We start from the raw sequence: 24,587 nt of genomic DNA on the forward strand, positions 1-24,587 counted from the left end.
AGGTAGGGGTGGCCGGAGGGCCCGGACGTGCTCCGGTCCTCTCCGGCCACCGCCCTTCACCACCTTGGGGTGCTCGCGCGCACCATAGGCATCCTGGCCGACACCGTTTACCGTCTGCTGCCGACCTGACGGCCCGGCCTCACTTCAGGTGCCGGCCGAAGAACCGGTCCCCGTCCTCCACCTCGAACCACGGGGTACCGGCGTGCCCGCCCATATTGGCGTGCAGCGTCTTCTCCCTGGTGCCGAAGGCGTCGAACAGGTCCAGGGCACGCTGCCGGGGGTTCCCTTCGTCGTCCCACTGGAGCAGGAACAGCAGCGGAATGGTGACCTGCCGGGCCTCCTCGCGCTGGGCGCGGGGCACGTAACCCCCGGCGAAGAAACCGGCGGCCGCGATGCGCGGTTCGACCACCGCCAGCCGAATGCCGATGGCGGTCATCCCCGAGTACCCGACCGGGCCGCCGATCTCGGGCAGCTCAAGGAGGGCGTCCAGGGTGGTCCGCCATTCCGGGACCGCCTTTTCGACCAGCGGGCCGACGAAGGACTCGAAGATCTCGTCGACCGGCTCGCCGGCCGCCATCGCCCGGCGGAGGTCGGCGCGAGCCTGCTCATCGGCGGCGGAACGGGGCCGTTCGCCGTGCCCGGGGTGGTCGATGGCGGCCACCGCGTAGCCGTACTCCGCCGCGCAGTGCCGGGCCCGGGCCACCAGCCGCGCTTCCCGCTTGTGCAAGCCGCCGTTGTGGCCGATCAGGATCAGCGGGGCAGGTGCGGATCCAGACGTCCACAGGATGCCGGGGATCTCACCGAGGGTGAATTCGCGTTCGAGGACGCCGTCGTCGAGGCGCAGTTCAGAAGTGAATCGCATGGTCGTGCCTTTCGGGAGTGCGCGTGAACGGCGCTCCCGGACGACCTATCGCCCGACCGTGACCCCGGAGGGGAGCACCCATGTCGATACTGTGTTCACGGGTACCACCTCCTCGTTCTCTTGCACGGCCTCCGGGAAAGTAGCAGTGGTCGCCGTGGTCCGCCAACTGGTTTTCGGGGGTCCCGCGAGCCGCGATGAGTCCTGCCGCGTCCGGCAGTCGTACTGTCGAACCCGTTACCGAGGAGGACTTCGGATGCGCAGCGTGACCTATTCGATGAGCGTCTCACTCGACGGCTACATCGTCGGGCCGGACGGCCGCTTCGACTGGACGGCGCCCGACGAGGAGGTCTTTCGCTTCTGGATCGACGAGATTCGCGGCGCGCTAGCCGGCGCGTCCGCCGAGCCCTGGGAACAGAGGTGCGCGGGTGGCCCGGGTGAAGCGGGCGCCCCACTCCTGGACGTGCGTGGCGAACTCCGGCGGCCCCAGGACCTCGAACTCGGCGCCCACGTTGCCCAGTGCCTGGGTCGGCCAGTCGAGGGAGGTCGAGGTCATGGTGAGTCGGCAGCTGTCCTGATCGAGCGGTTCGACCGAGCCCCAGCGGCCGACCACCTGCCGAACCCGCGAGGAGGGGGCGTGCACAAGGACCTCGACCGTGTACGGAGCCGGGGCCCCGCTCGCTGACTGGACGAAGGCCACGGCGTCCTCGGCCGGGAGCATACGTGGCCGGAAGCGCGTGCCGGTTGCCGTCGGCTCGGTCAGCCGGTCGAGGCGGAAACTACGCCAGTCGTGCCGATCCAGGTCGTAGGCCACCAGGTACCAGCGTCCGCCGAGTGCGACGACGCGGTGCGGCTCGACCTCGCGCTCCGTGGGTGCGGAGCCCCTGGCCGTGTAGCCGAACCGCAGCCGCTCCATGTCCCGGCAAGCCTGGGCGACCGCGGTGAGCACCCCCGCAGCGACGACCGGCCCGGACACGACAGCGGAGAGGGTCATCGCCCGCAGGGCGTCCACCCTGGCCCGCAGCCGGGGCGGCAGGACCCGCACCACCTTGGTGAGTGCGCGCAGCGACGCCTCTTCCATCCCCGCGATCCCGCTCTGCGCCGTGTCGCCGACGCCCACCGCGAGGGCCACCGCCTCCTCGTCGTCCAGCAGCAGCGGCGGGAGGACGGCGCCTGGCGCGAGCTGGTAGCCGCCGTCGGTGCCCCGGGCCGCGCCGACCGGGTAGCCGAGCTCGCGCAGTCGCTCGACATCGCGGCGCAGCGTCCGCTCGGAGACCCCGAGCCGGCCGGCCAGTTCCAGGCCGGACCAGTGCCGGTGGGTCTGCAGCAGCGAGAGCAGTCTGAGGGTCCGTGAGCTGGTGTTCGCCATGGCGACATCCTGCCTCGACTTCCGGTCAAAAACTGTCCGGAAGCCTCCCTAGGGTCGATCTCGACAGCCGCACCCGAGGCGAGGACGAAAATGATCACCCGTGAGATCCAGCTGACTGCCCAGATCACCGGCGCCCCGACGCTCGACCATTTCACCGTCGCCAAGACCGTGGTGGAAGGCGAGGTCCTGGTACGTACCGACCAGATCGGGCTCGCGGCGACCTACCTGGAGCTGATGCGGGCCGACTGCGCCATCCCGGTCCCGGCCTGGCAGCCGGGGCAGCGGGTAGGGGTGGCCGCCATCGGCTCCGTGGTCCGGTCCGACAGCCCCGAACTCGAGGTCGGCGACCTGGTCCAGTCGATGACCGGCTGGAGTGAGTACTCGGCCGGTCCGGCCGGCTCGTACGTCAAGCTCGATCGTGAGCTCTTCGCCGACCCGGGCTACTACCTCGGCCAGGGACCGACCGCCTACTACGGGATGGCCGAGATAGCGGCCGTCGGTGAAGGCGACGTGGTCTTCGTCTCCGGCGCGGCGGGCGGGGTCGGCTCGCTGGCCGGGCAGATCGCCAAGTGCCGTGGTGCGGCTCGGGTGATCGGCAGCGCCGGCAGCCCGGCGAAGGTCGACTACTTGGTGAACGAACTCGGCTACGACGCCGCCTTCGACTACCACGACGGCTCTGTAGCCGACCGGCTGCGGGAGCTCGCGCCCGAGGGTGTCTCGGTCTTCTTCGACGTCGTGGGCGGCGAGCAGTACCAGGGTGCGCTGCAGGTGGCCCGGCCCGGGGCGCGCTTCGCCCTGTGCGGCTCGCTGTCCAGCCAGCTCGGTGACGCGGCGCAGCGCTTTCCGCAGCCGGATCGCGCGGCGGCCGAGGCCAGGGGCGTCGAGCTGCTCCCGTTCTCCTGCCACCACACGCCTGATCAGATCGCGGCCTGGCGTGAGCACTTCAGCAGCTGGCTGGGCGAGGGCCGCTTCGTTTATCCGCAGACAGTGGTCGAGGGCGGGATCGAGGACGTGCCGCAGGCGTTTCTTTCCCTGCTACAGGGTTCCTACCAGGGCAATGTCTCGGTGCGGCTGTCGTGACCACCCTCTCCCTCCGGACCCTGAACCGGGCGCTGATGGGCCGCCAGTTCCTGCTGGGGCGCACCGATCGCAGTCCGCTGGAGGTGATCGGGCGACTGGTTGCACTGCAGGCACAGGAGCCCAACTGGACCTATGTCGGGCTGTGGAGCAGGATCCACGCCTTCACTCAGCCCGAGCTCACCGGACTGCTGGAGGACCGGCAGGTGGTCCGCTCCGGTCTGCTCCGCAGTACCCAGCACCTCGCCGCGGCCGACGATTTCCGCTGGCTGCGGCCGCTGCTGCAGCCCGTGCTCGACCGCACGGCCGGCTCGCCCCACTTTGCCCGGAACGGCACAGGTCTGGACGCGGCGTCCTTGGTTGCTGAGGGACTCGGCCTGCTCGCGGGAGGGACGCTGTCGCGCAAGGAGTTGGCCCTGCGGCTGGCCGAACGCCATCCGGGACGCGACGGCCGGATCCTGGCCGGGCAGATGGAATTGCGCACCCCTCTCGTCCATGGCGCGGCCACCGGCGCATGGGGCTCCTGGGGCAACCGGTCGGCGGTCTCGGTCACGCCCGCCGAGGTCTGGCTGGGACAGCCGATGGCGACGGCAGGGACGGCGACTGCCGCCAAGGATTCGGCCAAGGAGCTGATCCGCCGCTATCTGGCCGCCTTCGGCCCGGCCGGAGTGAAGGACGTCCAGGCCTGGTGCGGACTGACCCGCCTGGGCGAGGTCGTCGCGGAGATGCGCGCCGAACTGCGCCGCTATACCGGCCCCGACGGCAGGGATCTGATCGATCTGGCCGACGCTGAACTGCCCGACCCCGACACGCCCGCTCCAGTGCGGCTGCTCCCCGCCTTCGACAACATCCTGCTCGGTCACGCCGACCGGACTCGGGTCATCAGCGACGAGGACCGGAAGCGGGTGATGCCCGGCCAGGCAAGGGTACGGGCCACCTTCCTGGTGGACGGCTGGGTGCACGGAACGTGGTCCATCGACGCCGGGACGTTGCGGCTCACCCCGTTCCGACCGCTCTGCGCAACCGATCGGGCAGCCCTGGAACAGGAAGCGGACCGGCTGCTGCAATTCGTGGGAGGCCGGGTGGTGTCCTACAGCGACCCTGCCTCGACCCAGTCGTCTTGAGGTTCCCCCGGCACCTGCCATGCGAACAAGGCTGGGCAAGGCGAGCGCTTGGTCAGTTTCCGCCAACGGTCCGGCTCGGCGAAGCGGTCGACGGGCTCGTACAGTCCGCGACGCGGACCCAGACGAGATCGGGGAGGAACCCCGCGCGATCGACGCGAGTGAGGGGCCGAGCCATGCGGCCGGGAGGTGGCCGCCGTCCGAATTGACATGTCGCATGGTGACGGGAGGTCAGGGCGCGTGTCAGGGGCGTGCGGATGTGCTCGACGTCGACCGCGGGTCTGCCGCTTCGATCCCGACTCGGGCTCGGCCGGTGGCCCTACGCGCCGGCCCTCGGACTGCTGAGCGGCCTGGCGGTGGCGCGGCGCGGGCGCGGCGAGCGCCGGGGTGGGTGGCGCGCGCCACACGAGACCCTCAGGCCGTTGTCTCCCGCTCAGGCGGCTCGTCCGTGCCGGGCAGCTTCGCCGAGGCGTCCACATGGGCGAGCCGCCGCAACGCGCTGAACACCGCCTCGCCCAGAACGGTTCCGACCACCACACCCTCCATCATGTTTTCGACCGCCTCCAGCCGGCCCACGTACGCGAGATCGGCGCGGGCGACCTGCTCGGCGGCGTCCGCGTAGTCCTCGAGCACTTCGACGAACGCTCCGTGTCCCAACCGGTCCAGCGCGGCGAGGGCCTTTGACAGGTCGGCCGCGGCGGGATTTGACTCATCCGCCTGCCATCCGCGCCGGGAGATGAGGTCTGCGACGGCGGCCTGTGCGGCTGCGGACGCCGCGTCGTCGTGATCGCTGCGTCCGGTGCCGAGGCGATCCGCGGCGGCGCCGAGCACCTTGTGCAGGGGACGCTCCGGATCATCGAGGGCCGCCAGAACCTCCGTGATGTCGGCCAGCTTCAAGCCGCCCACATCGAGCAGTGCACGGATCAGCTGTAGCCGACGCTCGTGCGTCTCACCGTAGGTCGCCTGATTCGGGCTGGTCAGCTCGCCCGGAGGCAGCAGCCCTTCACGGACGTAGTACTTGATGGTCGGCACCGACACCCCGGTTCGGCGACTCAACTCCCGTATGCGCACCGTCGGTTCACTCCTCGTCCTCCGCCTCGTCCGCCCGCGCCGGCCCTTGCCGGCCGCCTCCCATGATAGATACTGGCGCTATCGGATAGCGGATAGTGCTGCTATCTGTTTTACTTCGGGAGGGATAGCTGTGCCTTCATCACGTCCGTCTTCGTGGCCGTCGTCGTGGGAGCCGGTTCCATGGCGGTCATGGCACCGACCGCTGGTGATGTTCTCGGCGGCGATGGCCGTCATGGCGGTCATATTCGGTGTGGGGATCGTCGTCGACGACCGCGTTGTGGCGGGTGCGCCGGTCTGGTCCAAACCTTTCAAGTTCTCGGTCTCATTCGTGGCGTACTGCCCCTCTCTGGCCTGGGCGCTGTCACTGCTCACCCGTGGCCGACGTGTGGGCTGGTGGGCCGGGACCGTTGTGTCGGCCGCGTGTCTCGTCGAGATGGCGATCATCACCGGGCAGGCGGCGCGCGGGAGGCGCAGCCACTTCAACCATGAAACGCCCTTCGACGAGGCACTGTTCAACGCGATGGCGGTGACGGTCGTCATCCTGTGGCTGGGCATGCTCGTGATCGCCGTACTGCTGCTCCGCACCCGGATCACCGACCGAGCGACCGCGTGGGCGTTGCGCTCCGGCATTTCCCTGGCGCTGGCCGGCGCCGCTGTCGGATTCCTGATGTCGCAGCCCGCGCCGGGGCAGCGGCGCGGCGTCTCCAAGGTGGTCGGCGCGCACAGCGTGGGCGTGCCGGACGGCGGCCCGTCGATGCCGCTGACCGGCTGGTCGACGACCGGCGGCGATCTGCGGATCCCGCACTTCTTCGGTATGCACGCGCTGCAATTCCTCCCGCTGCTGGTCATGGTGGTGACGGCCCTCGCGCCACGCTTCGCCCGTCTCGCGGACGAACGGGTACGGCTGCGCCTGGCGCTGCTGGCCTCGGGGGTGTACGCCGCCGCCTTCGCCCTGGTTCTCTGGCAGGCGCTGCGGGGCCAGGCGCTGATCCATCCGGACGGTGTGACGCTGGGGGTGGCCGGCCTGATCGTGGTGGCCGCCGTTCTCGGGACGTACGGATCTCTCCGCGTGCCAGGCCACCGCCGCGCTCAGGCGCATGAGGCCGGGCTTGTGTCATGACCGGATTCCTCTTCGAGCTCTCCTTCTGGCTGGCCGCACCGGTGTGGCTGCTCATGATCTTCGCCCCGGGGTGGAGCGCGACCGCCCGCATCGCCGGGTCGCCGCTGACGGTGGTGCCCGTGCTGCTCGTCTATCTCGCGCTCGCCATCCCGGTGTTCCCCGAACTCTGGACCGCGGTCAGCCGACCGGACCTCGACGCCTTCCGTGAACTGACGGCACTCGCGGACGGCGCGGGAGCCGTCTGGGTGCAGGTCATCGCCTGGGACCTGCTGATCGGGCAGTGGATGTACCGGGAGGCCAGAAGGCTTGGGATCTCGGCCCTGCTGATGGGGCCGCTGCTGGCCTTCACGATCCTGCTGTCGCCGTTCGGGCTGCTGGTGTTCCTGGGGCTGCGCGCGTGGAGTTCGCGGCGTGCGACCCGCGACGGCTTCGCGGTTGCCGTGTCCGGCGGGCCGCGTAATTGACCGTCGTGCACCACGGGACTGATGTTGGAACCAGTTCCGTGGTGCACGCGCCACTCGCTCCGACACGTCTCCGCCGGCGCCGCTGCCATGGCATGACTGACTCGGCATGTGTCATCCTTGATAGACAGTCAGTGACGTTGAGACTACGGAGACAGTCGATGGCCCGTTCCTGGGAAGCTGACCCGTCGGCGTTATTCGCCAAGCGTCTGGGAAAGTCGGCGGCAGAGCTTGGGAATTCCGGTGACGATGATAAGTGCCCGGACATCTGGCAGCTCGACAATGGTGATATCGCCGTGATCGGCCGCGACCTCACTGCCGTCTATGCCTCACGTTTGCCGACTGGTGTGTCCATCGGGCCTGACGAGCGGCTGGTTGTCATTCCCGGAAACATGCTCAGCGCAGCAAAGGTAGATATTCCCGATGCTTGATCTTCGTGCCCCCGTGCTCCCGGCCGAACAAGGCAAACCACTCGATGACGACGCCTACGTCAGTGACTTCTGGGCGCGACGCAAGGCTATCCGTCACGGTGAGTCCTGGAAGTTGGAGCGGCTACAGCACTTCGAAGAGGATGACAGCCCCGCCCGGGACGCACTCCGCCGAGGCGACTGGGGCGAAGCGCTCCGGCTGTTCGAGGCGAAGCGTGAGGCTACACAGAAGGCGGCTGAAGAGGACCGGCGGAACGGCTCCCCGTTCCATCGTTTGCGCGTGGTGGAAGAGCCGCTGACGCCATATATGCAATGGGAGCTGCACTCGCTCCACGTCCGTGCGGAGGCCGGGCATCCCACCCGTGTGCTGCCCGCGAAGGAAGTCGCCGCCGCTGAGGTCGAGCACCTTCTGCCCGAGTTCGTCATCCTCGACAATCTCACCCTTTATGAGATTCTCTACACCGAGACCGGAGCCTTCGAGAGCGCCCGCCGTTTCACCGACCCCGAGATCGTGAAACCTTGGGTGACCTATGTGAAGCAGGCTTGGGCGGTAGCGGAGGACATCCGGACCTACTTCGAGCGTGCGGTGGTGCATCTTCCCCCGCCCCCGGCGGCATGAGCGGAGAACAAATCAACGCCCCGGCCGGGGACGAGGGAAGTCGTCCACAAGGGTCTCAGAATGACCTGTCAGGGTCGTCTCGGGACGTCGTACAGGCCGGCAATGTCTCGGGTGGCATCAACTTTTACCAGGGAGCACCGGGAGAGTCGGCCGGCCTCATACCGCGACAGCTCCCGGCTGATGTGCACAGCTTTGTCAACCGCAGCGACGAACTGAATCAGCTTGATGCGATCCTGGCTGGCCAAAGCGGCGACCGACTGGTTGTCTCGATCCATGTAGTGGCCGGTACGGCAGGTGCGGGGAAGACCTCGCTGGTGCTGCACTGGGCCCATCAAATCAAGGACCGCTTTCCCGACGGTCAGCTCTTCGTCAATCTGCGTGGCTACGACCCCGGCGAACCCGTCACCGCGGACCAGGCACTACGCCGATTCCTGCGCGCGCTCGGCGTGCCTGCTGACCAAATCCCCCAGGATGTCGATGATGCCGCCGCTCTGTACCGCTCGCTGCTCGCCGAGCGACGCGTCCTGATTCTGCTCGACAACGCCGCCACGGTCAGCCAGGTGCGGCCCCTCCTCCCCGGTACCGGCACCAGCCTGGTAGTGGTGACCAGCCGCAACCGGCTCTCCGGCCTCACCGTGCGAGACGGGGCCCGCCGCCTGACGCTCGGCACGCTTCCCGAGCCCGAGGCGATTGCCTTACTGCGCGCGGTCACCAGCGGCTATCGGCCCGAGGACGATGAGGGAAAGCTGACCGAACTGTCGCGTCTTTGCGCTCGACTGCCGCTCGCCTTACGTATCGCGGCAGAGCGCGCCGCCAGTCAGCCTCATTATGAGGATCGACGATCTCATCTCTGACTTGCGGGACGAGTCGGTCTGCTTCTGCCCCGCCGGAACTCCGCTGGAGGAACTGGCGCGGATCGCGGGAGCCCGATGGATGGTTGAGGAATGTTTTCAGACCGCGAAGAACGAAACCGGACTCGATCACTACCAGGTCCGCGGCTATACCGCGTGGTACCGGCATATAACCCTCTCCATGGCCGCCCTCGCCTTCCTCGCCATCCTGCGAGCGGAGGCAAAACAGGGGCTCCAAAAACCGGGAGCGATCGATCCCTCATACCCGTGACCATGAACGAGGCCCGGCGGCTCTTCAACCGCATCTCCTCTCCCATCCGCCACGGCATCCAGCACGTACTCGCCTGGTCCCTATGGCGAAGAAAAAGCCAAGCCCGAGCCCGCATCAGCCACTACAGACGCAGAGGACGTCACGGAGTGTCGTTGCAGTACTAGGCAGTGTCTTCAAATGATCACCGCTGGTGGATCATGGTGTCGTGATACGTCGCCATGACCTGTCCGATGCCGAGTGGGAGTTCGTCCGGCCGTTGCTGCCCGAGTCAGTGCGGGGGCGGAAGCGGCTGGATGACCGTAGAGTCCTGAACGGGATCGTGTGGAAGTTCCGGACCGGTGTCGCCTGGCGGGATGTGCCCGACCGTTACGGCCCCTGGGCCCCACTGCATACGCGTTTTCGCAGGTGGGCGGCGAACGGGACGTTCGACCGGATGCTGCGGGCCGCGCAGGCGAAGGCGGACGCGGCCGGCGACATCGAGTGGCTGGTGTCGGTCGACTCCACGGTCGTCCGGGCCCACCAGCATGCGGCCGGGGCTCGAAAAGGGGGCTCCGAGACCTGGCCCTCGGCCGCTCCAGAGGCGGGCTGACCAGCAAGATTCACCTGGCCTGCGACGGATTAGGCCGGCCTCTGGCTTTCGTCGTCACGGGCGGCAACGTCAACGACTGCACCCGGTTCACCGCCGTGATGGAAGCGATCCGGGTACCCCGGACCGGACCGGGACGACCCCGCACCCGGCCCGATCACGTCCTGGGCGACAAGAGCTACAGCTCGAAGGCGATCCGCGCGTGGCTCCGCAGCAAGGGCATCTCGCACACGATCCCCGAGCGGGCCGACCAGGCCGGCAACCGGGCCCGGCGAGGCAGCCGGGGAGGCCGCCCGCCGGGCTTCGACCGTGAGGCCTACAAGCGCCGCAACGTCGTAGAACGCTGCTTCAACAGCTTGAAGCGGTGGCGAGGGATCGCTACCCGGTACGACAAAACCGCTCAGTCCTACGAAGCGGCCGTCGCCCTCGCATCACTCCTGATGTGGGCGTGAAGGCTAACGAACCAACTCAGTCCATGTCCTCCTCGTCCTCATCCTCCTCCATGCTCTCGTACCCGGAGTGGAACAGCGTGGAGAAGCTGGGGTACTTCGTCGTGTCGCCGTACTTCGGTGCGAACTCGTAGGCGGCCCACTCGCCGTCCGGCCCGACGTCGGTCGGATCGAGCAGCCAGAAGTCCTCTCCCCGGGCGATTTCGATAGACCGGCGAAACAACTGAACATCGTCCTCGTTGCCGGGTATCGAGTCGTAGGTCTCGGCAACGCGTCTGCCGGCCTCGCTGTCCCGCATCCACACGATGCGGCCGCACGGATGGACCTCGTCCACCCAGGCATCCAGGCGCGTCCACCCGTCGCTCGCCAGGAAGAATCCCCGCAGGCTCGGTGGGAACCGCACTCCGAGCCGCTCCTCGGATGCCACCAGAGCTTCCTCCCGAGCAGGGGCTTCACCCAACCACGGCTCAACCCGCTCCCCTCGGTCCAGAGCCTCCAACTGATTGTCGTCCATCAGATCGACCAACTCTTTGTCGTCGGCACGGACCTTCACGTACAGCTCGCCGTATCGCTCCAGAAAGACACGCCACTCCTCCGGCGTGGTCAGAACAGCGGCAACTTCATTCTCTTCAGGCTCAGTTGTCTCACTCACGCCGATCATGGTGCCAGGTGGCTATGACAATGCCGATGGCTGCCGACCGTACCGCGTGCGAGGGCCAGCTCGTAGTTGCTGCCTCTGATACGGGCGTGGCATTTGACGACACCGCCTAGGGGGCGGGCGGCCACGCGGCGGAGCCGCAAATCGGCGGGGGCGGGGTGGGGCAGCTGTGTGGTCAGGGGCGGCCTAAGGTAGGCCGCCCCTCGATCGTGTGACAGCGCCACAGGTAGTGGCAGCGCGCGGCGGGCGACAGCTTGGCGCCGTCGGCGCCAGTTCGACCAGCCCAGCGCGCATCAGTAGTTGTCGCGGTCGACTCCCTTGGGGGTTCGGTAGATGGGAGACCCGACGGAGAACACGATTCGGTCGTTCTTGGGCGCGGACGCATGCGCGTTTTCTCCGGAGCTGCTGACCCAGAGCTCCGCGGACAACGAGTACTTGTCCTTTTCGTGTACGGCCTCTATCTCCAACTGGCGGTCCGTTGAATTCACGTGCCCGAAACGAGTGATGCGCCACCCCTCCTTCGGAAGTTCTTCACGCAAGCGGTTGAAGCCGCGCGTCAACTCCCGCTCAGACAGGCGAGAGATGGACCAGAAATGCTGGACGAAATAATCCCGTTCCCCCTGTCGGGAGGGCATCGTCGCAGGTCCGGCAGGCGACACTTTCCCTTGGAGCCGGACCATGTCGAACACGTCACTGGACAGCTTTCTGGCGTGCTGCTTGGCCTGCCTCGGATGCATTTCCTTCGGCGCCGCACCATCCGAGTCACTCATGGATCCGCACCCCACGACACATAGGAGAACCGCCGCAGCGGCCAGTACCCGTCGACATCGCCACACCGTCCACACTTCAGACGTTCCAATTCGGCGGCTCACGCCAGTCGACCGGCAGAAGTGATCCATCGTCGCGTGGCTTCATTTGCACCTTGCCGTATTCTCCCACGATGACCCTTCCTTGGTTCTCGATACTGAGACTCGGCACATTTTTGTCGTCGTCGTAGTCCCAGTAGCCGCTGTGTCCGTCGGTATCAGTGGCCATCTGGTTGGCGCCGAAGATCGGGTCGGTTGGGTCGATGCCCGAGACCCCGCCCCCGTGGCCGAAGCGGCCAAAGCCGTTTACCAAATCGTCACCCTTGGCGTGCTCATTCCAGACATGCCCCTTACCCACGTCCAGATCCGCGGCATTTTCCACCCGGGCGCCAGGGCTGCCGGCGAACACGATGTCGTCGACGCCGAGGTCCCCGTCTTCGGCCGCGGCGCCGATGACCGTGGTCCCATATGAATGCGCGATTGCAGTGATATGAGCGTCGGAACCAGACTTGTTCGCGGCGTTGAGGCCATCGATGAACTGGCCGTACGGACCTACAGCATTGTCCGCATATTTATCCCGAGTGGCGTCCGAGAGTTCCGGCGGCGCATCGTAGCCTATCCAAGTAACGGTCGATACTTCCTGATCGGTCAAACGCTGGGATGTTTTCCACAAGTTCACCCCGCGATTGATGTCCCCCTTGCTGTTGCTGAGTGAGGATTCGGTTCCAGGTGTGTACACCGCGATGTGATCCGCGTCATCAGGATTTCCGTTGGCGACGATGGCCCGCCCCCGCCCTTCCGCGCTGAATCCCAGCAGATACGCCTCTGGCAGACCGTCCTCTCCGGTCCTGTCAAAGCGGCGCTGAATGGCGTCCATACCCTTCAAGGATTCCTTAATCCTGGTTCTTTCCCTGTCCCACGCTTGCCAGGCCAGCGTCACCTGCTTCTCCCCCTGAACGGGAAGCTGGGTTATGTTGTTCCACTTTTGCTCGTACTTCGCGGGCTCATTCTTGCCGAGCTCGTCGAGTTTCAGGTTGAGTTCCGCACGCGTTTCGGCGAGCACGGTCCGGTTCGCTTCGTCGCGCACGGCTGCGGGTAAACCGTCACGCTTGCCGAGCCCTGCTGGATCGAGGGCGAGCATAGCGTCCTGCTCATTCTTCGACAGGTTCTTCCACCACGTGGCGTTCTCTTCCGGATTGCTGTCCTTCAAGGGCGCTTTGATGGCGTCCAGGTAGTCCTTCGCACTGCGGCGGACACCACCCATGTCCCTCTTCGCGTCAGCCCAGTCCTCGGCGGCGACGACCAGGTCGTCGTCAGCCTTCAACCTGCGCAGCTCGGGGGCCCACTTTTCGTCGGCCCGGGTGGCCTGGTGGACGGCTTGCGCAATGCGGTCGGCGATGGCCAGCGCGCGGACGTAATTCGGGTTGCCGTGGAGGTTCGATGCCTGGCGCTGGAGAGCCTTGGCCGTGTCGTTCGCGTCTCCAGCAGGGTCGATCGGGTTGCCGGTGGACTTCCTGGCACTGCCCGTGACCGTACCGCCCTCGGGCACCTTGCCGTCGACCTTGTCGCCGGCCGACGGGTAGCTCACCGAGCCGTCGGAGCCCACGGTGAACTGTGCGGCAGCGGCATCCTCCACAGCGGCGTCGAGCTTGTTCTTGGCTGCCCGTAGTTCGTAGGCCAGAGAGTTGAGAGCGGTGGTGATGAGTGCGCATTCCACCTGGGCGTAATGGAAGTTCGTGGCCAGCTTCCGGAGTTTCCGGACGGCCTCGTCCACAGCCTTGCCCTCGAGCGATTTCCGCATCCCCGCGGTCACTTGCTGCTCGATGTCGTCCTTGGCCTGACTCGCCATCTCGCCGAGGGTCCGATAGCCGCCTGCCGCGTCCTCGAACTCAGAAGGCTTGAGGGACTTGAGGGTCGAGTAATCCACTGGTCCGCGTCACCGCCCCCGGCTCTCGCCACCGACGGGCTTCGTGTCCTTGTACAGGCCGTCCCATCTATCGAATGCGCTCTCGATGGCCGCGTCGTTCTCGTAGTGGTGATCCCCGGCCTTCTGGAGCCGGTCCTGAAAGGTGCCGCACTTGCCGCTCACGCCTTTCAGATAGCGCTTCCAGGAGACGTAGAGCTCCCGCTGGGCCGCCGCGCTCTCGATACCGCCGCCGGTCTCGCTGCCCGCGCCCAGGCCCTTCTGCTCCTCCTCCAGCTTTGTCAGCGCGGTCTTGATGTTCCCCCGCAGCTTGCCGACTTCCTGGGCCGCCTCCGTCCACGCGTTCTTGCTGGACCTCACGCTGCCCGATCCCTCTTGCTCTCAGTCGGGCTTGTCGCCGGCGCCCGCGAGGCTCATTCGGGTCTCCCCGGATGCCTCGCGCTTCATCTGCGCCCATTCCGCCTCGAACGTGGACATGCGCTTCCCTCCCCCTCGTACTGCACACCCGGCAGCGATGTGCAAAACGATCATCCTAGCGTCACGCCCACGTCACGGCGCGTGTCGCTGTCTCAATATTCACCACAAACGCACAGGTCAGTGCTTAGGCCGCCGCGATTGGGCCGAGCCGTGAGGCCCCGCGTCCCCGCGGAGCGGACCGCGTACAGTCGGCCCGGCGCGCGGCGCCGGACCCGTTGCGCTCACGAGCGGAGGGGGACCGTATGCCAGGGGGCCGACTCGCCGGACGCGCGGACGAACGCGCGGTGCTCGCCGAGCTGCTCGACGGCGTCCGGTCCGGCGCCGGGCGGGTCCTGGTGTTGCGGGGCGAGCCCGGCGTCGGGAAGTCCGCGCTGCTGCGGTACGCCGCGGAGCAGGCCGCTCCCGCCAAGGTGCTGCGCGCCACCGGTGCCGAACCCGAGACGGGGCTGGCATTCGCTGCCCTGCATCAGTTGCTGCGGCCGGTCGCCGGGCTCATCGACGCGTTGCCCGGTCCGCAGCGGGACGCGGTGCGCGGGGCGTTGGGGCTGGCCGCGCCGCCCGCCGCGCAGGACCGGTTCCTGGTGGCCGCGGGGGTGCTGTCGCTGCTGGCCGAGGCCGGGCGGCAGCACGGGCTGCTGTGCGTCGTCGACGATTTCCACTGGGTGGACCGGGCCTCCGCCGACGCCCTGCTGTTCGCCGCGCGCCGCCTGGACACCGACGGCGTGGGGCTGCTGATCGCCACGCGCGACACCCCCGACACCCGGTACGCGCTGCGCGACCTGCCGGAGCGGCGGCTGACCGGGCTGGACGTCGCCGACGCGGCCGCGGCCCTCGCCGGCTGGGCGGCCGTGGAGCCCTCGCCGCGGGTCGCGGCGCTGATCGCCGAGGCCACTGGCGGCAACCCGCTCGCCCTCCAGGAGACCGCCGAACTGCTGACGGCCGGCCAGCTGACGGGTCACGAGCCGCTGCCCGACCCGCTGCCGCTGGGGGAGGGGGTCACCGCCGTCTACGGTGGCCAGCTCGCCGCACTGCCCGCCGGGACCCGCCGGGTGCTGCTGGTCACCGCGCTCGACGGGCGGGGCGACCCCCGGGTGGTGCTGGCCGCCGCCGCCCGGCTCGGGGCCCCGGAGCGCGCGCTGGAGCCGGCCGAGGCCGCCGGTCTTGTGGTGGCCGGGCCCGCCTCGATCACCTTCCGGCACCCGCTGATCCGCTCCGCGGTGCACGCCGCCGCGAGCCCGGCGGACCGGCGCTCCGCCCACGAGGCGCTGGCCGCGGTCCTCGGGGCGGCGGGCGACGCGGATCGCCGGGCGGGGCACCTGGCCGCCGTGGCCATCGGCCCCGACGAGGAGATCGCCGCGGACCTGGCCGCCGCTGCCGACCGGGCCCGCGCCCGGGGCGGCTACGCGGACGCCGCCGACGCCCTGACCCGCGCCGCGCAGCTGACGCCCGACCCCGCCGCCCGGGCCCGCCGGCTGACCGACGCGGCCGTGGCGGCCTGGCTCGGCGGGCGACCGGGGCAGGCGCACAGCGCGCTCGCGGCGGCCGGTGAGACCGCCGAGGACCCCGGCCTGCTGGCCGAACTCGCCCAGCTGCGCGGCCGTTTCGCGCTCAACTCCGGGGACGCGGCCGAGGCGCTGCGTATCTTCCTTGCCGCGGCGGATCAGGCACCCGACCGGCTGCAACTGCTCGCGGACGCCGCCGAGGCCGCCTCCTACGTGGGCGACAGCGATGCCACCGTGCGCATCGGCCGGCGTGCCGAGGCCCTGTCCGAGCTGCCGCCGCCGGGTTCGGCGGACGCGTTCGTGCGGGACGTCCTGGCCGGGTCCGGTGCCTTGCAGGGCGGGGACCCCGAACGCGGGGTGCCGCTGCTCAGACGGGCCCTGGCGGCAGTCCCGGACGACGCGGGCGGCGGCGCCGGCGACGCGGGCGAGGCCGCCACCCTGCTGTGGGCGGCCGCCGCCGCCAGCCTGCTCGGCGAAGGGGACGCCGCGGCCGCGTACGGGGCACGGGCCGGTGCGGTCGCCCGGGTGTCCGGAATGGCGGGCACGCTGCCCGTCGTCCTGGAGAACGCCGCCACCGCCGAGCGGATGAACAGCCGGTTCGCCCTGAGCACCGCCCTGTCCACGGAAGGTCTTGCGCTCGCCCGGGAAGCGGGCATCAGCAACTCCGCGGCCGCGCACCTGGCCAACCTCGCGGTCTGCGCCGCGGTGCGCGGCGAGGAGGACGTCTGCCACACGCACGCCCGACAGGCCCTGGCCATCGCCATTCCGCACCGGCTCGGACTGCGCGTCGGCGTGGCCTCCTACGCCCTGGGCGTTCTCGACCTCGGCCTCGGACGGTTCGCCCAGGCGCACGAGCGGCTGGCGGCGCTGGTCGACGCGGGCCCGGGCGCCGGACATCCCGTGGTCGTATGGGGATCGGTCGCCGACCGGGTCGAGGCCGCCGTGGCCGCCGGGGACGAGGCCGCCGCCCGCACCGCCGTGGCCTTCCTGGAGCGGTGGTCGGCGCACGCGGCCTCGGCGCGCTCCCAGGCGCTGCTGGCCCGCTGCCGCGCGCTGGTCGCCGAGGACGACAAGGCCGTGTCGCTGCTGTACGAGGCGCTCGGGCAACTCGCCGCCGACAGCGGCGCCGCGTACGACCGGGCCCGTACCGCGCTGCTGCTGGGCGAGCGGCTGCGCCGCGCCCGCCGGGTCGGCGAGGCGAGAGGGCATCTGCGCCAGGCCATGGAGGTCTTCCAGCGGCTGGCCGCCGAACCGTGGGAGCGGCGCGCGCGGGGCGAGCTGCGGGCCGCGGGGGAGAGCGCCGACCGCCCGGCGCCGGACGCGCTCGCCGCGCTCACCCCGCAAGAGCTGCGGATCGCCCGGCTGGTGGCCCAGGGCGCGGCCAACCGCGAGGTCGCGGCCCAGCTGTTCCTCAGCCCCCGCACCGTGGAGTACCACCTGTACAAGGTCTACCCGAAGCTGGGCATCAGCTCGCGCGCGGAGCTGACGCGGCTGCTGCTTCAGTAGCCGCCACCAGTGGTCGCCACCAGTGGTCCTACGGATGGCACCGATGGCCCGTCCCGGCACAGTTGTCCCCGTCAACGAGAGAAGCAACGAAAGAAGAGCGACACGCATGACGGTAGAAGGACAGCCGGTCACGGTCGGCGACATCGAGCTGTGGACGGAGGAGTTCGGCGACCCCTCCCATCCGCCGGTGCTGCTCATCATGGGGTCGATGACCCAGGGCCTGCTGTGGCCCGACGAGTTCGTGGGCCGCATCGCGGCCGCCGGCCACCGGGTCATCCGCTACGACCACCGGGACGTCGGCCGGTCCACGGCCCGGGACTTCGAGGCCCACCCCTACACCTGGGCGGCGCTCAGGGACGACGCGCTCGGCCTGCTCGACGCCCTCGGCATCGACCGGGCGCACGTGGTCGGCCACTCCGCGGGCGGTCTGCTCGCCCAGTGGATCGCCGCGGACCACCCCGAGCGGGTGGCCACCCTCACGGTGATCGGCTCCTCGCCGCTCGGCGCCCGCGAGGGAGAGGTGCTGACCCGTGCCCTGCTCGGCGAACCGCAGCCGGCGGGCAGCCTGCCGGAGCCGCGGCCGGAGTTCGTCGAGTTCTTCCGGGCCGCCATGACGGCCGCGCCGCCCAGCACCCGCGCCGAGGCCGTCGACTTCCAGATCGCGATGGCCAGGGTGATGAACGGAACGGCGCTGCCGTTCGACGAGGACGCCCAACGGCGGCTGGAGGAGCTGCTGTTCGACCGCGCCCGCGACCCGCGCACCACGGCCAACCACCGGCTCGCCGGAATGGCCGACCTGGCGTTCGAACCCGTCGGCGCGCTGGTCAAGGTGCAGGCGCCCACCCTGGTCGTCGAGGGCACCTGCGAACCGGCCAAGCCCGGACACGGGCAGCTGATCGCGGAGGCGATCGCCGGGGCCCGGCTGCTGATGGTCCAGGACATGGGCCACATGATCGCGCCGGAGGCGGTCGATCCGGTCGCGACGGCGCTCATCGCCCACTTCGCCACCGCCTGAGCGGATGCCGTTCTCCGCGGCGTCCGCCGTCATGGAGAATGAGCGCCATGAGTCTGTTCCGCGACGACGGCATCGTGCTGCGCACCCAGAAGCTGGGCGAGGCGGACCGGATCATCACGCTGCTCACCCGTGGTCACGGCCGGGTGCGGGCCGTGGCCCGGGGGGTGCGGCGGACGAAGTCGAAGTTCGGGGCGCGGCTGGAACCGTTCAGCCATGTCGACGTGCAGTTCTTCTCGCGCGGTGGCGGCGAGCTGGTCGGCCGCGGGCTGCCGCTGTGCACGCAGAGTGAGACCATCGCTCCGTACGGCAGCGCCATCGTGACCGACTACGCCCGCTACACCGCCGGTACGGCGATGCTGGAGACCGCCGAGCGGTTCACCGACCACGAGGGCGAGCCCGCCATGCAGCAGTATCTGCTGCTGGTCGGCGCCCTGCGGACGCTCGCCTCGGGGGAGCACGAGCCGCATCTCATCCTGGACGCCTTCCTGCTCCGCTCCCTCGCGGTGAACGGCTACGCGCCGAGCTTCGACAACTGCGCGAAGTGTGGGATGCCCGGGCCGAACCGGTTCTTCTCGGTCGGTGCGGGCGGGGTGATCTGCGGGGAGTGCCGGGTGCCCGGAAGCGTCGTACCCTCGGCTGAGTCGCTCACGCTGCTGGGCGCGCTCCTGACCGGGGACTGGGCGACGGCGGACGCGTGTGAGGCGCGGCACGCCCGGGAGGGCAGCGGGCTGGTGGCGGCTTATTTGCACTGGCACCTGGAGCGGGGGCTCCGGTCGCTGCGGTATGTAGAGAAATAGACCACGGAAGCGTTGAGAGGGAGACGGCAGGCAATGGCACGACGCGGGATTCTGGGCCGACAGCGGCGCGAGTACCGGGCCCCGGACCAGCACCCCTCGGGTGCCCGTCCGCCGAAGATCCCCGGTGAGCTGGTGCCGAACCATGTGGCGGTCGTCATGGACGGCAACGGCCGCTGGGCCAAGGAGCGCGGGCTGCCGCGCACCGAGGGGCACAAGGTGGGCGAGGGCGTGGTCCTCGACGTGCTCAAGGGCTGTCTGGAGATAGGGGTCAACAACCTCTCCCTCTACGCCTTCTCCACCGAGAACTGGAAGCGCTCGCCCGATGAGGTCCGCTTCCTGATGAACTTCAACCGGGACGTCATCCGCCGCCGCCGCGACGAGATGGACGAGATGGGCATCCGTATCCGCTGGGTGGGGCGGATGCCGAAGCTGTGGAAGTCGGTGGCTCAGGAGCTCCAGGTCGCGCAGGAGCAGACCAAGGACAACGACGCCATGACCATGTACTTCTGCATGAACTACGGCGGCCGGGCCGAGATCGCGGACGCGGCGAAGGCGCTGGCGGAGGACGTCAGGGCGGGGCGTCTCGACCCGTCGAAGGTCAACGAGAAGACCTTCGCGAAGTACCTCTACTACCCCGACATGCCGGATGTGGATCTCTTCCTGCGGCCCTCGGGCGAGCAGCGCACATCCAACTACCTGATCTGGCAGAGCGCCTACGCGGAGATGGTCTACCAGGACGTGCTCTGGCCGGACTTCGACCGCCGTGACCTGTGGCGGGCCTGCCTGGAGTACGCCTCCCGCGACCGCCGCTTCGGCGGGGCGATCCCGAACGAGGCCCAGAAGGAGAACCAGAAGTAAGGGCCCAGGGCGGCGGTGCTCACGCGTAGCCGGTCTGCGCGGTCGACCAGCGCATGCCGCCGCCCGCCAGATGCTCCAGATACCCCGCGTCGCTCACCGTCACCGTGATCTCCGCGTAGGGCCACTCCTCGAACGGGCGGTCCCGCAGCAGCCGCCACGCCCGCCAGTACTCCAGGTCGACGGGGTCGTGCCAGGTGAGCATGGCTTCCCGGTCCTCTCCCGGCTCCCAGGGCTCACGGTCGCTCTCCAGCGCCGCGACCTCGCTCCACAGCGGCACATTGAGGACCGGGCCGCGCTCGTAGGAGGTCACGATCTCGGCGGCGCGCCGGGTGAACTCCTCCGGATCGCTCCTGGTGAACACGTACGACGAGATCGGGTCGCTGCCCGAGCTCCAGCCCAGCTTGTACACGTCCTTGGCCCGGCGCATGGGCTCGACGACGGTCCTGCCGTCGTCCGCGAGGATGTATCCGCCGCTGTTGACGCGGATCATCTTGCCCAGGATGAGGTCGTAGACCTCCGAGAGATCGTCCTTCAGCCGCATGCCGGCCACGATCTCCTTGCCCCGCTCCTTGGAGATGGGGCACCGGTCTCCGCGGTGCACCTCCGGGCCGTCGTTGCCCAGGTATCCGTTGGTCAGCAGGTACCAGGCGTCCACCAGCAGGGCCAGCGGGAAGGTGCGGACGGAGGGAACGCTCGCGGCGTCGGGGTTGATGATGTGCACCTTGCCGCGGAAGGTAGGGCCTTCGACGGCGTCGATGGACACGGTGTAGAGATCGGTCATGGCGTGCGTCCCCCAGTCGGTCCGGCAGTGGTGATCCCTGCTGGTCACCACCATCAAGAACCGTAACCGCCCCCACCGACAACCGTGTTGGGAGTCGGACGCGCTCGACCGTGTGCGCATTCGGCGACCTGTGGCATGATCCGCTCGCCGGCCCACGATGTGAAGAAAAGGTGATGGGGGAATGATCAAGGGTGGCAACACCTTTGTTCCGTCCGTGCCGCTGCGGATCGCCGTGCGGAGCGGGCTGGACGCCTCGGCCTTGCTCCTGACGGAGGGCGGGAGGGTCCGGGGGGACGGGGATGTCGTGTTCCACGGCGCGCCGGTCCATCCGTCGGGCGCCGTGCGGCTGGCCGGGGATGGGGGTGAGGGCGACGGCACGGTGTGGCTGGAGGTCGGCCTCACCGCGATCGAGGAGGAGATCGTCCGCGTCCTCGTGGTCGGCTCGACGGACAGCGGCGCGATGCGGGATGTGTCCGGGCTGTCGGTGGAGGCGTTCGCGCCGGACGGTACGTCCATCGCCCGGTACGACGTGACCGACGGCGGCGGCGAGACGGCCATGGTGCTGGCGGAGCTGTACCGGCGGGCGGGCGGCTGGAAGTTCCGTGCGGTGGGCCAGGGGTACGTGGACGGCCTCGCAGGCCTGGCGACGGACCACGGCGTGGACGTGGCGGAGGACGGCCAGGCCCAGGCCCAGACCCCGTCCGCGTCCCCGGAACCGCTTCCCGTACCGGCACCGGCACCGGCACCGGCACCGGCACCGACCCCCACGCCGACGCCGACGCCGACCTTGGTGGTGCCGCCTCCCGCGCCGGGCCCGGCGTACTCGGCGTACCCGGCGGACTGGTCGTTCGGCGCGGTCTTCGAGCCGTACGAGCAGGACGGCCGGGACAACGACGTGATCACGGTGGACGGGCTCCCGCAGGGGCCGGTCATCGTCGAACTCACCCTCGAAGGCGGGGGATACACCGGCCTGTGGACCCTCGACCAGCGGAACAAGAAGAAGGACAACCTCGTCAACAGCACCGAGCACGCCTTCCGGGGGCGGCTGCTGACCGAGGTCCCCGGGCGCGGGCCCCTGCGCCTGCGGTTGCAGGCGGAAGGCCCCTGGCAGCTACGGGTGTTGCCGCTGGCGGCGGGCCGTCGGCTGACGGAGGAGTGGCTGGAGTGGGGCGGCCCTGACGTTCTGCTGCACACGGCGGGTACGGCCGACCTCGCCATCCGTTACCGAGGCGACGACAACCTCATCGTCCACCTCTACGAACTGGCGGAGCACCACGACCCCACGGCCCTGCCCGGGTACGAGAACGCCGTCAACGAGATCGGGAGGCGGCGGGAGACCGTGCCGCTGCCCGAGGGGCCGGTCATCGTGCACCTGGAGATGGCGGACGGTCCCTGGCAGGCGCGGCTGAAGGGGCTGCGGCCGCACAGCGGGCCGCCCATGCCCATGCCCACGCCCCTGCCCACGCCCCTGCCGGCCCCGGCTGCGGCAGCTCCCATCCCCGTACCGGCGCCCGTCCCCGCGCCCGTCCCGCCCCCGGAGAAGGTGTCCGAGGTCCGCAAGGTGCGGGACTGGCTGCGGCGGGGGAAGCGGTAGTGACGTTGCGGTGAGTATGGGACGGCGACACGCCGCGACGACGGCGTGTCGGTGTCCCGAACTCACCGCAAAGTCGGCGAGCTACACCTTGGGCGGCGTCGCGCAGTCCCCACAGGTGCCGAAGATCTCGATCGTGTGGGCCACGTCCACGAAGCCGTGTTCCGCGGCGATCGCGTCCGCCCACTTCTCCACGGCCGGGCCCTCCACCTCGACCGCCTTGCCGCAGGTGCGGCAGACCAGATGGTGGTGGTGCTCGCCGCTGCTGCATCGGCGGTAGACGGCCTCGCCGTCGGTGGTGCGCAACACATCGACCTCGCCCGCGTCGGCGAGGGACTGGAGCGTGCGATAGACCGTGGTCAGGCCGACGGAGTCGCCGCGGTGCTTCAGCATGTCGTGAAGCTCCTGCGCACTGCGGAACTCGTCCACCTCGTCCAGCGCAGCCGCTACCGCCGCCCGCTGCCTGGTGGACCGGCCGCGTACTGGGGGACCCGCGGTCACCACAGTTGCCTCCTCAACATCGCCTGCTCGTCGCCTGCTCGTACGTCGCGCATCCGCGTGGCCATTGTGCCAGGGAAAGCAGGGCGCACGGGCTAGAGCAGCACATCATCCGTTTCGCCCGCTCCAGCGGAGGCGGAGGCGGCGGAGACGCGCGCGCCGGGGACCGGGAGCGTGCAGCGCTCCTCGGCCGCCGCTGCCCTCCGTGCGCGACGTCTGGCCAACGGGGCGGCGAGCGCGGTGATCGCGGCGAACACGGCGATGGCGAGGACGACGATGCTCGCGCCGGGCGGGACGTCCTCGTAGAAGGAGTAGACCGTGCCGGAGAGCGTCACCACGATGCCGATCGCGACGGCGAGCGCGAGCGTCATCGCGAAGCCGCGCGTGGCCTGTTGGGCGGCCGCGACCGGGACCACCATCAGGGCGCTGACCAGCAGCAGGCCCACGACGCGCATGGCCACGGTGACGGTGACGGCGGCGGTGATGGCCAGCAGCAGGTTGAGGGTGCGCACCGGCAGGCCGGTCACCCGCGCGAACTCCTCGTCCTGGCAGACCGCGAACAACTGGCGGCGCAGCCCGAGGGTGATCAGCACGACGAAGGCCGCGAGGAAGGTGATCGCGGTCACGTCCTCGCGGGAGACGGTGGTGATCGAGCCGAAGAGATACGTGGTCAGGTTGGCGTTGGAGCCGGTCGGCGAGAGGTTGATCAGCAGGACGCCGCCGGCCATGCCGCCGTAGAAGAGCATCGCGAGGGCCAGATCGCCGCGCGTCTTGCCGTACCAGCGGATCAGCTCCATGAGGACCGCGCCGAGGGCGGAGACCACGACGGCCGTCCACACCGGGTTGGTGCCGGTCAGAAAGCCGAGCGCGACGCCGGTGAGCGCGACATGGCCGATGCCGTCGCCCATGATCGCCTGGCGGCGCTGGACGAGGTAGATGCCGACGGCGGGGGCGGTGATGCCGACCAGGACGGCGGCGATCAGCGCCCGCTGCATGAACGCGTAGTCGAGGATCTCCAGCATGTCAGGTCAGCAGTCCCGTCCGGATCGGTTCGGCGTCGTGCGCCGCGTGCGGGTGTACGTGGTCGTGGCCCGGCAGCGCGTGCTGGCCCACGGCCTTGGGCGGCGGGCCGTCGTGGACCACACAGCCGTCGCGCAGCACCACCGCGCGGTCGATCAGCGGCTCCAGCGGGCCGAGTTCGTGGAGCACCAGCAGCACGGTGGCGCCCTGGGCGACCTGCTCGCGCAGGGTGCCGGCGAGGATCTCCTGGCTGGCCAGGTCGACCCCGGCCATCGGCTCGTCCATGATCAGCAGTTCGGGCTCGCCGGCCAGCGCACGGGCGATCAGCACCCGCTGGTGCTGGCCACCGGACAGCGCGCTCACCGAGTCCTTGGCCCGGTCGGCCATGCCGACCAGCTCCAGCGCCCGCCGCACCGCCGCCCGGTCCGCCGCGCGCGGCGGACCCAGCCGCCTGCGGGTGAGCCGCCCGGTGGAGACGACCTCGCGGACGGTCGCGGGGACGCCGCTGGCGGCGGTGGTGCGCTGCGGTACGTAGCCGATGCGGGCCCAGTCGCGGAAGCGGCGGCCGGGGGTGCCGAACAGCTCGAGATCGCCGCCGGACAGCGGCACCTGGCCGACGACGGAGCGCACCGCCGTGGACTTGCCCGAGCCGTTGGCGCCGAGCAGCGCGACGACCTCGCCGCGCCGTACGGTCAGGTCGACGCCGCGCAGCACGGGGCGGCCGCCGAGCGAGGCGGTGGCGCCGCGCAGCGATATGACCGTCGGGGCCTCGTCCGAGGAGGCCTTGGCGGTGTTCTCGGGGGATGGCTCCGTGGCGGGTTCCGGCTTCATATGGCTTCCTCCGCTCGTCGTTCGCTCGTCATTTCGCGCCT

At 69.7% G+C, this 24,587-nt stretch carries 23 protein-coding genes and 3 pseudogenes; 15 read left to right on the plus strand and 11 right to left on the minus strand.

Annotated elements, in window-relative coordinates:
• Nucleotides 1-139: 139 nt before the first annotated feature.
• Entirely contained in the window at nucleotides 140-862 is a 723-nt protein-coding gene (locus ACH4S9_RS03295) for a dienelactone hydrolase family protein (protein ID WP_385341360.1), read from the minus strand.
• A gap of 253 nt (nucleotides 863-1,115) precedes the next feature.
• On the opposite strand from ACH4S9_RS03295, the pseudogene ACH4S9_RS03300 reads away from it, so the two are divergent.
• Nucleotides 1,116-1,238 (plus strand): annotated as a pseudogene (locus ACH4S9_RS03300) (dihydrofolate reductase); the annotation flags it as partial.
• Between the two features lie 6 nt (nucleotides 1,239-1,244).
• On the opposite strand, the gene ACH4S9_RS03305 reads toward ACH4S9_RS03300, so the two are convergent.
• Nucleotides 1,245-2,228: a helix-turn-helix transcriptional regulator gene (locus tag ACH4S9_RS03305; protein ID WP_398369475.1), complete on the minus strand. Its 984-nt coding sequence runs from the start codon at nucleotides 2,226-2,228 to the stop codon at nucleotides 1,245-1,247.
• Nucleotides 2,229-2,318: 90 nt separating this feature from the next.
• On the opposite strand from ACH4S9_RS03305, the gene ACH4S9_RS03310 reads away from it, so the two are divergent.
• Nucleotides 2,319-3,308, plus strand: a complete 990-nt coding sequence (locus ACH4S9_RS03310) for a zinc-binding dehydrogenase (protein ID WP_385341364.1) — start codon at nucleotides 2,319-2,321, stop codon at nucleotides 3,306-3,308.
• Nucleotides 3,309-3,343: 35 nt separating this feature from the next.
• Entirely contained in the window at nucleotides 3,344-4,429 is a 1,086-nt protein-coding gene (locus ACH4S9_RS03315; protein WP_398369477.1) for a winged helix DNA-binding domain-containing protein, read from the plus strand.
• Nucleotides 4,430-4,840: 411 nt separating this feature from the next.
• On the opposite strand, the gene ACH4S9_RS03320 is transcribed toward ACH4S9_RS03315, so the two are convergent.
• Nucleotides 4,841-5,497, minus strand: a complete 657-nt coding sequence (locus ACH4S9_RS03320) for a MerR family transcriptional regulator (RefSeq protein ID WP_385341368.1) — start codon at nucleotides 5,495-5,497, stop codon at nucleotides 4,841-4,843.
• 223 nt (nucleotides 5,498-5,720) lie between these two features.
• Here ACH4S9_RS03320 and ACH4S9_RS03325 point away from each other — a divergent pair, with 223 nt between their 5' ends.
• The 7 genes and pseudogenes from ACH4S9_RS03325 to ACH4S9_RS03355 all read left to right on the plus strand — a co-directional run bounded on the left by ACH4S9_RS03325 (nucleotide 5,721) and on the right by ACH4S9_RS03355 (nucleotide 10,285).
• The gene (locus ACH4S9_RS03325) at nucleotides 5,721-6,617 is read left to right on the plus strand and encodes a hypothetical protein (protein WP_398370499.1); all 897 of its coding nucleotides are present in this window, start codon (nucleotides 5,721-5,723) and stop codon (nucleotides 6,615-6,617) included.
• A complete protein-coding gene (locus ACH4S9_RS03330; RefSeq protein WP_311722549.1) occupies nucleotides 6,614-7,081 on the plus strand; it encodes an ABA4-like family protein in 468 nt (155 codons plus the stop codon). The genes ACH4S9_RS03325 and ACH4S9_RS03330 overlap by 4 nt, the downstream gene beginning before the upstream one ends.
• Before the next feature lie 158 nt (nucleotides 7,082-7,239).
• Entirely contained in the window at nucleotides 7,240-7,509 is a 270-nt protein-coding gene (locus ACH4S9_RS03335) for a hypothetical protein (RefSeq protein WP_398369480.1), read from the plus strand.
• Nucleotides 7,502-8,125: a DUF6879 family protein gene (locus tag ACH4S9_RS03340; protein ID WP_398369482.1), complete on the plus strand. Its 624-nt coding sequence runs from the start codon at nucleotides 7,502-7,504 to the stop codon at nucleotides 8,123-8,125. Before ACH4S9_RS03335 ends, ACH4S9_RS03340 begins: the two co-directional genes overlap by 8 nt.
• Entirely contained in the window at nucleotides 8,122-8,979 is an 858-nt protein-coding gene (locus tag ACH4S9_RS03345) for an AAA family ATPase (RefSeq protein WP_398369484.1), read from the plus strand. Before ACH4S9_RS03340 ends, ACH4S9_RS03345 begins: the two co-directional genes overlap by 4 nt.
• A gap of 16 nt (nucleotides 8,980-8,995) precedes the next feature.
• Nucleotides 8,996-9,247: pseudogene (locus tag ACH4S9_RS03350) on the plus strand (IS701 family transposase); the annotation flags it as partial.
• 208 nt (nucleotides 9,248-9,455) lie between these two features.
• Nucleotides 9,456-10,285: pseudogene (locus tag ACH4S9_RS03355) on the plus strand (IS5 family transposase).
• A gap of 16 nt (nucleotides 10,286-10,301) precedes the next feature.
• Here the strand turns inward: ACH4S9_RS03355 and ACH4S9_RS03360 are convergent.
• From ACH4S9_RS03360 to ACH4S9_RS03375, 4 genes are all read right to left on the minus strand, one after another.
• Entirely contained in the window at nucleotides 10,302-10,943 is a 642-nt protein-coding gene (locus ACH4S9_RS03360; protein WP_398369486.1) for an SMI1/KNR4 family protein, read from the minus strand.
• 290 nt (nucleotides 10,944-11,233) lie between these two features.
• Nucleotides 11,234-11,710, minus strand: a complete 477-nt coding sequence (locus ACH4S9_RS03365) for a hypothetical protein (RefSeq protein WP_358845145.1) — start codon at nucleotides 11,708-11,710, stop codon at nucleotides 11,234-11,236.
• Between the two features lie 76 nt (nucleotides 11,711-11,786).
• Nucleotides 11,787-13,673, minus strand: a complete 1,887-nt coding sequence (locus ACH4S9_RS03370; protein WP_398369488.1) for an alpha/beta hydrolase — start codon at nucleotides 13,671-13,673, stop codon at nucleotides 11,787-11,789.
• Nucleotides 13,674-13,682: 9 nt separating this feature from the next.
• Nucleotides 13,683-14,030, minus strand: coding sequence for a hypothetical protein (locus tag ACH4S9_RS03375; protein WP_398369490.1), 348 nt, complete (start codon nucleotides 14,028-14,030; stop codon nucleotides 13,683-13,685).
• Between the two features lie 359 nt (nucleotides 14,031-14,389).
• On the opposite strand from ACH4S9_RS03375, the gene ACH4S9_RS03380 reads away from it, so the two are divergent.
• From ACH4S9_RS03380 to ACH4S9_RS03395, 4 genes are all read left to right on the plus strand, one after another.
• Nucleotides 14,390-17,155 (plus strand): ATP-binding protein, encoded by a 2,766-nt coding sequence (locus ACH4S9_RS03380; protein WP_398369492.1) that lies wholly within the window; start codon nucleotides 14,390-14,392, stop codon nucleotides 17,153-17,155.
• A gap of 106 nt (nucleotides 17,156-17,261) precedes the next feature.
• Nucleotides 17,262-18,170 (plus strand): alpha/beta fold hydrolase, encoded by a 909-nt coding sequence (locus ACH4S9_RS03385; protein WP_398369494.1) that lies wholly within the window; start codon nucleotides 17,262-17,264, stop codon nucleotides 18,168-18,170.
• Between the two features lie 47 nt (nucleotides 18,171-18,217).
• A complete protein-coding gene (gene recO / locus ACH4S9_RS03390; RefSeq protein WP_311722559.1) occupies nucleotides 18,218-18,967 on the plus strand; it encodes a DNA repair protein RecO in 750 nt (249 codons plus the stop codon).
• Nucleotides 18,968-19,000: 33 nt separating this feature from the next.
• A complete protein-coding gene (locus tag ACH4S9_RS03395) occupies nucleotides 19,001-19,825 on the plus strand; it encodes an isoprenyl transferase (RefSeq protein WP_311722560.1) in 825 nt (274 codons plus the stop codon).
• A gap of 19 nt (nucleotides 19,826-19,844) precedes the next feature.
• On the opposite strand, the gene ACH4S9_RS03400 is transcribed toward ACH4S9_RS03395, so the two are convergent.
• Nucleotides 19,845-20,606: a hypothetical protein gene (locus tag ACH4S9_RS03400; protein WP_398369496.1), complete on the minus strand. Its 762-nt coding sequence runs from the start codon at nucleotides 20,604-20,606 to the stop codon at nucleotides 19,845-19,847.
• A gap of 181 nt (nucleotides 20,607-20,787) precedes the next feature.
• Here ACH4S9_RS03400 and ACH4S9_RS03405 point away from each other — a divergent pair, with 181 nt between their 5' ends.
• Nucleotides 20,788-22,200 carry a TerD family protein gene (locus tag ACH4S9_RS03405; RefSeq protein ID WP_398369498.1) on the plus strand — a complete coding sequence of 471 codons (1,413 nt, stop codon included), beginning with the start codon at nucleotides 20,788-20,790 and terminating at the stop codon, nucleotides 22,198-22,200.
• An 81-nt stretch (nucleotides 22,201-22,281) separates the two neighbouring features.
• Here ACH4S9_RS03405 and ACH4S9_RS03410 read toward each other — a convergent pair whose 3' ends face one another.
• The 3 genes from ACH4S9_RS03410 to ACH4S9_RS03420 form a co-directional block, all read right to left on the minus strand.
• Entirely contained in the window at nucleotides 22,282-22,701 is a 420-nt protein-coding gene (locus ACH4S9_RS03410; protein ID WP_311722563.1) for a Fur family transcriptional regulator, read from the minus strand.
• An 89-nt stretch (nucleotides 22,702-22,790) separates the two neighbouring features.
• Entirely contained in the window at nucleotides 22,791-23,717 is a 927-nt protein-coding gene (locus tag ACH4S9_RS03415) for a metal ABC transporter permease (protein WP_311722564.1), read from the minus strand.
• Nucleotide 23,718: 1 nt separating this feature from the next.
• Entirely contained in the window at nucleotides 23,719-24,546 is an 828-nt protein-coding gene (locus ACH4S9_RS03420; protein ID WP_358845152.1) for a metal ABC transporter ATP-binding protein, read from the minus strand.
• Nucleotides 24,547-24,587 lie beyond the last annotated feature (41 nt).

This window comes from Streptomyces sp. NPDC021225 (assembly GCF_044332865.1).
Lineage (GTDB): Bacteria > Actinomycetota > Actinomycetes > Streptomycetales > Streptomycetaceae > Streptomyces.